General features: G+C 36.7%; 7 protein-coding genes and 1 pseudogene. All 8 read right to left on the bottom strand.

What is annotated here, in order from left to right:
• Window positions 1–213: 213 nt before the first annotated feature.
• Window positions 214–570 carry a hypothetical protein gene (locus NE664_12400; GenBank protein ID MCQ4727443.1) on the bottom strand — a complete coding sequence of 119 codons (357 nt, stop codon included), beginning with the start codon at window positions 568–570 and terminating at the stop codon, window positions 214–216.
• 772 nt (window positions 571–1,342) lie between these two features.
• Entirely contained in the window at window positions 1,343–1,987 is a 645-nt protein-coding gene (locus NE664_12395) for a hypothetical protein (GenBank protein ID MCQ4727442.1), read from the bottom strand.
• A gap of 77 nt (window positions 1,988–2,064) precedes the next feature.
• Window positions 2,065–2,169, bottom strand: a pseudogene (locus NE664_12390) (SHOCT domain-containing protein).
• A 450-nt stretch (window positions 2,170–2,619) separates the two neighbouring features.
• Window positions 2,620–3,087 (bottom strand): SHOCT domain-containing protein, encoded by a 468-nt coding sequence (locus NE664_12385; GenBank protein MCQ4727441.1) that lies wholly within the window; start codon window positions 3,085–3,087, stop codon window positions 2,620–2,622.
• 364 nt (window positions 3,088–3,451) lie between these two features.
• Window positions 3,452–3,913: an SHOCT domain-containing protein gene (locus tag NE664_12380; GenBank protein ID MCQ4727440.1), complete on the bottom strand. Its 462-nt coding sequence runs from the start codon at window positions 3,911–3,913 to the stop codon at window positions 3,452–3,454.
• Between the two features lie 541 nt (window positions 3,914–4,454).
• Entirely contained in the window at window positions 4,455–4,874 is a 420-nt protein-coding gene (locus NE664_12375; GenBank protein ID MCQ4727439.1) for a phage portal protein, read from the bottom strand.
• Window positions 4,875–4,895: 21 nt separating this feature from the next.
• Entirely contained in the window at window positions 4,896–5,363 is a 468-nt protein-coding gene (locus NE664_12370; GenBank protein MCQ4727438.1) for a phage tail tube protein, read from the bottom strand.
• Window positions 5,364–5,674: 311 nt separating this feature from the next.
• Window positions 5,675–6,072: phage tail protein (locus NE664_12365; GenBank protein ID MCQ4727437.1), on the bottom strand; the 398-nt coding region annotated here is incomplete at its 5' end.

Below are 6,072 nucleotides of genomic sequence, written 5' to 3'. Positions count from 1 at the left end.
AATCCGCTTTATTGCGTATCGCAATATATCGCGACGTCGCTTTCTATATATTGCTTTTCGCAACCATTTTCCATACCTTTTCTACAAATCCGAGATTATTATATTGCGTAACACAATTATTCTCTATAACCCTTCCACTAAATCAAACTCATTATATTGCGTTATGCAACGCAATAAGTTAAAAAAACGCTTACAATTTGTAAGCGTTTTTTATCAATACATCCATTGTATCAATGCTCTGTAAATATCATCATCTATCTCTGCAAGAAAATTTTTCCCATTTTTTAACTTTATTGCAACCATATATATTCCTTCAACCTGCGGCCTTCCTGCTAATAACCCTACAGGCCCCAATAAAGCTGTGCTTATTGCTGTGCTCACAATCCCATTTGCCGCACTTTGTATGGTTGCTTGATTTATAACTTCCATACTTTCTACTGTTTCTTTTGTTAACGGTATCCTTTTCTTAAATATTCCCGTTGATAATTTCGGTTCGATTTCACCATTTCTCCCTGAAGTAAGTATATGTCCTTTATAATCCCCTGCTAAAACTACATTCCTCGCCTTCATACACAACACCTCTTTATGTATTTTAATATACTAATTATTTAAAACTTATTATATACGATTTGTGTTGTTTTTTTCACCACTTTTTATAAAATTTATGTTATTGCTCTAAAACAATCAGCTCTTATTGCTTTACGCAACAAACCATAATCTTATTCTGCACATTTTGTTTATTGCGTTACGCAAATATCTTTTCTTATAACCTTCCTATAAAATAAGCTTTAGCATATTGCATAACGCAACTTTTTATTTCATTTTTCAATCCGCTTTATTGCGTTACGCAATATATCGCAACATCATTTTATAATATTGCTTTTCACAACCGATTTCCATATCTTTTCTACAAAACAGAGATTATTATATTGCTTTACGCAATAAACTATAATCTTATTTTATATATTTTATTTATTGCTATACGCAACTGCTTTCTCTTATCACTTTCCTATAAAATAAGTTTTCGTATATTGCATAACGCAACTTTCCGTTTCGTTTTTTCAATCCGCTTTTATTGCGTATCGCAATATAATGCAACATCATTTTCTATAATATTGCTTTTCGCAACCACTTTCCATAACCATTCTATAACGCCGAGATTATTGTGTTGCGTTACGCAATTATTCTCTATAACCCTTCCGCTAAATCAAACTCATTGTATTGTATTGCGTTACGCAATCACTTTTTCTTATGACTTTCCTGTTAAACAATTTTAGTATGTTGCGTAATACAACTTTTTATTTCATTTTCACTCTGTATTTTTATTGCGCAACGCAATATATCACAACATCATTTTTAATAAGTTGCTCAATAATTTAAATTTATATTCTGATATATTGCGTTGCGCAACAAGAGATAAAATTATAAGTATGTTCTCTGCCATTCCGGTAAATATATCTTGATCTATCGCCCTTCCGGCCATAGCGTCAATAGCCGTGTTTACAGCTCCCGCCTGATCGTCGCCTGTATTTCCTCCTATTTCGGCTGTTTTGTTCAAAAGCTCCGTAAATGCGAGTATTTCATCAGTTGATTTAAATGTATCGCCGGTTACTGCTCCTGCCTTTGCAATCTGGCCCGCCGCATCGGTATACTTTGCCCCAAGCCTGTTTGCAGTTGCTATTGCTGAATTCTGCAAATTGCCCGTCGTTTTAAATTTATTGTTTACATTTTCGAGCTGTATTGCCGTTTTTGCAAACTCATCCGACATACTTGCAAGTTTTTTTGCCCCGCATGCAACATTGTCCAATATTGTCCTAAACTCAACAGCTCCGTCTTTTGCTTCGTCTTGGCTGTCATTAACGGCCTGAATGTCGATCACCATATCCGTATATGTATTTTGCCGAACCAAATTCAGGGTTCGGAGATTCCCTATATGACTGTTGACCATGTTGTTCATATCGGTTATTTCCGCAAGATTATTTCCCATATTTTAATCACCCCTTTTTTGATTTTATTAAATAAAAAAGCGATCGCTTATTTAAAGCAACCGCCTTTATTCCTTAATTAACCTAATATCTTCTTTTTCTGTTCGTCAAATTCTTCCTGAGTTATCGCTCCCATATCAAGCAGCTGTTTCAGTTTTAATATCTCATCGGCAGAAGAACCTGTCACACTATTTTGTACATTTATATTCGGCATATGAGCCTTAGCAACCTTTTCTTGTATAAAATTTTTAATTTCAATCATTTTGTCATTATCTTTATAACTGAATTCAAATTTAGTTATACCGTTTGCCCCCCGTGGGACTCCGGGATATAAAATTTCTAAATATCCGCGTGTCATTTTCCCGGCGCCGATAAATTCGACATTTGTTATTTGTGAATAAAAAATTGTCCTGACTTTATTTCCTAATGTCGTCACGATCCTGTCGTCATAAATTTGCATATACAAAAGTATTAATTTAATTTCAAATCTTTCTGTGCCGTCATGTTGAACGTGTTTTTCTCCTATATTGCTGAACAAACCCAATATAATCACCTCAATATGCTATATTTTTTAATTATACCATATTAAAATACACATTTTGTTGCATAACGCAATGCCGCGTCAAAAAAATTTTTAACCTAATAATTTCTTTTTCTGTTCGTCAAATTCTTCCTGGGTTATCGCTCCCATATCAAGCAGCTGTTTCAGTTTTAATATCTCATCGGCAGAAGAACCATTATTTTGAAACCTTCTTTCTTCTTTAGCTTGATTATTTATTTCTTCAACTCTTTTTTGTATGTAATTTTTTATTTCAAGCATTTCATCCATCTGCTTTTTAGTAAAAGTAAATCTGGTTTCCCCTTTTCTTCTTTTGGGAGCTCCAGGATAATCAATATCCAACCATCCATCTCCAAAAAACATCGGCTCAGAAAAATCAACCCTTGTTATTTGGGAATAGAATATTGTTGTCGTCGGATTAAGAGCAACTGTCGCTGCCAACCTATCTTCATACACTTGTAAAAACAGCCCTGTTAAATTGATTTCATATACCTCCGTACCGTCATGATGCGCACGTTTTTTCCCTAAATCTAAAAGTCCCATCGCGCTGTACCCCCTTATTTTTTATATCCATATTATATATCATTTAAATTCACATTTCAAACAAAAAATTTGCTTTTACGAAACATGCATCAAATCTTATATATCACGGCATATAAAAAATTAATATCAAAAATTTTAAATCATATCTCCACATTGCTTCACGAGACTTCCGTCATTTGCCGCGCCGTCCATTGTATTGCGCAATGTTTAATTTATATAAAATAAATTTTATAGTGTTACACATCCTTCGCTGCAATTAAACCATAATTCGATTGCCGCCTTCAATTTTAAAATAATCTTCACAACAAATAAAATTAAATTTCCGAAACCGTTAATTGTATAATATAACATTATAATAAAAAATTTAACATAACAACTTCTTTTTCTGCCCTTCAAATTCCTCTTTTGTTATAACGCCCATATCGAGAAGCTGTTTAAGCTTCATCAGTTCATCTGCCGCCGAACGCCTTTTCTTTTCTTCAAACTCACTTTGCATACCGATCTCAATAACCCTTTGCTGAATATAATTTTTAATCTCAATCATTTTGTCATTATACTGTGGATGGAATTCAAACTTTGTCACATCCTTAACGCCCCTCGGCAGGCCCGGATAATCAATCTCCATGTACCACCATTCCCGCTTTCCCGCCGTCACAATCCTAATCCCGTCTATTTCTGAAAACATCATCGTCCTGGCATTATTCCCATATGTCATCACTACCCTGTCGTCATAAACCTGCAAATATAAAAGCGCCAATTTAATTTCAAACTTTTCATTCCCATCATGGTAAATATGTTTTACGGCCTGATTATCATGTAATTTCATTGGAACTCCCCCTCGGCATAATATTTGTTATTATACCTCATATACATTCACATTTCAAATAAAATCTTTAATTTTCGGCATCTAATTCCACATTTTATGTATTTTTATGTTTTCAATCGATGACATTAAGTTTTATTTATTTTCATATCGGAAATTACATATACCGGTAATATAATCCGGCCGCGCATACGGAATATACTTATTATGTCAAATCAATATTTGCCGTTCATTTCACATAATAAACCGTTTAATAACAATGCGTTCCTAAAAAGCAAACCGCCCGCTGCCACGCAAAGCAGTCGTTGTGCAGATAATACAGCGGGCGGTTTCGGCTAACCCGTTTAATCCAATGCAGTAATCGGCTTTTATCTCCTTTTTTTAATTTTTTTAGCCTCTTTCTTTTCGTTTTCAATCCTTATATCAATGGCGGCCATAATAAAAGCCTTTTCCTGCCTGCTCATTGCGGCGAATTCCGAGGGCCTTATTTTAAGCTTATGCAGACAGTAGAAAGCGTAGTTAGCCTCCGCATTTCCGCCCTTTATCAGTTTTTTGCCTGTTCTGCCGTTTCTTCAACAGTAGTGTCAAAACCGTTAATTTCCTGGACTTTTTTAAGATAAAGCGCGTATTCCCCGGGCCTTAGCATCTTTTTTAAAAGCTTGTCGCTTCCCATAACCTTGTAAGCGTCCTGAAGCTTTTCATCATTAAGGTTAGGTTCAACCGTGCATGCCGCCGCAAGTTTTCCGAGATATAAGTCATAATCGGTTTCCATTGTAAATTGGCCGTATTTTCCGGGAACGCTCACTTTTTTAGTGCAGCTTTTCCTGATCTCCTCGTCCTCGTCTGTCGCAATCGCCTTAATTTCCCAAAGAGCCGGCTTGCCGTCCTGGCCAACAAATTTCCTGCTTGCTGCAAATTTAATATTTTCCTGTTTAACAGGGTTTAAAAACGCGCTTAAATTCATATTACATTCCTCCTTAAAATATTACATACCGGCTAATTCTGTAAATTTTTCTGGTATTTCCCAATCTTCAAAAGTAAATTCCATTTCTTCGTCGAGATATTCTGCATCGGCGTCAAACTTTGCAAGAATACCGCCGTCCATATTGCAGTCTTTTAATATAACGGTCTGCCTTCCCACCGATGAAGTTTTGTCCTCGTTTGTAACCATTATATCAAAATATGTGTCTTCTCCGCTTTCCTTGTATTTTGATAAAAGCTCCCTAAAAATCGACGTGTTGTAGTGGAATGTTGCGCTTCCGGTTCCTTTCCAGCCGCTGGCTTTATTTCCTTTTCCGGTTTTTCCCAATATAGGAACTTCCGTTTTTGTTTTTTCAATGGAAGCTTCAAGGTTTATCGCCTGCATAAAATTGTATCTGTTGCCGTCTATTGTAACATAACATTCCGCAAGCGATGCGGCAACAGCGTCCTTAGCATTCATTATATTTGCCATTTAAAATCCTCCTTTTGTAAAAACGGCGGCAGTAAATCACCCGTTACAGCCGCCGTATAAAACAATATATTTAAAGCTTACAAAGTTTCCTGTAACCGCGCCTTTTATAATAACCGCCGAAACCGTTCGGTTCCGGGCCGCCGCCATCACGCGGCAAAGGCCGGCTTAAAATTTGCCTTTATTAAACCGCTGTATATTATTGCGGCGTCTCATGCCTCTGCATGACATATGCCGCCCGTGCATTTCCGTATACGCTTGTTTTTAACGTTACAGTACGTCCGTATACGTCTGTTCCCGCGTTTGGGACTTCATTATTCTACGATAACCGTCATATACAGCTTGCTCATAGCGCACACAGGCGAAACGGGGCATACCACAACGACGCTTTTCTTATCGTTTCCCTGTTCAACCGTCAAATCGTCGCTTATAAACCCTTCAATCGCTTCAAGCCTTTCAAGCTCCTTGTTGTAAGTAACTATGTCGTTCCAGAACGCAAGCCTTCCCGCGTTGTTGTTCTGCACCTTTCCGAGATACTTTGTATTGAAAAGCACGGCTATGTCGTTCCCTATCTGGTCAAGGACTCTTATAACCTGATTGCTTGTAAAATCCTCGTTTTTGTCCACGGTTACGGATACAAAGCTGTTCACGTCCTCTAAAACCCTTATTTCATCCCCTACTTTGTGGAATACAAGCTCTCCCGCTTTAACCG

Origin of the sequence: Anaerotignum faecicola (assembly GCA_024460105.1) — a bacterium.
Taxonomy (GTDB): domain Bacteria; phylum Bacillota; class Clostridia; order Lachnospirales; family Anaerotignaceae; genus JANFXS01.
This window is presented reverse-complemented; position numbering and strand designations above follow the sequence as displayed.

What these genes read in the sequence shown, in the direction of transcription:
- NE664_12400 (MCQ4727443.1), bottom strand. Translation starts at nt 570, where the DNA reads ATGAAGGCGAGGAATGTAGTTTTAGCAGGGGATTATAAAGGACATATA.
- NE664_12395 (MCQ4727442.1), bottom strand. Translation starts at nt 1,987, where the DNA reads ATGGGAAATAATCTTGCGGAAATAACCGATATGAACAACATGGTCAAC.
- NE664_12385 (MCQ4727441.1), bottom strand. Translation starts at nt 3,087, where the DNA reads ATGGGACTTTTAGATTTAGGGAAAAAACGTGCGCATCATGACGGTACG.
- NE664_12380 (MCQ4727440.1), bottom strand. Translation starts at nt 3,913, where the DNA reads ATGAAATTACATGATAATCAGGCCGTAAAACATATTTACCATGATGGG.
- NE664_12375 (MCQ4727439.1), bottom strand. Translation starts at nt 4,874, where the DNA reads ATGAATTTAAGCGCGTTTTTAAACCCTGTTAAACAGGAAAATATTAAA.
- NE664_12370 (MCQ4727438.1), bottom strand. Translation starts at nt 5,363, where the DNA reads ATGGCAAATATAATGAATGCTAAGGACGCTGTTGCCGCATCGCTTGCG.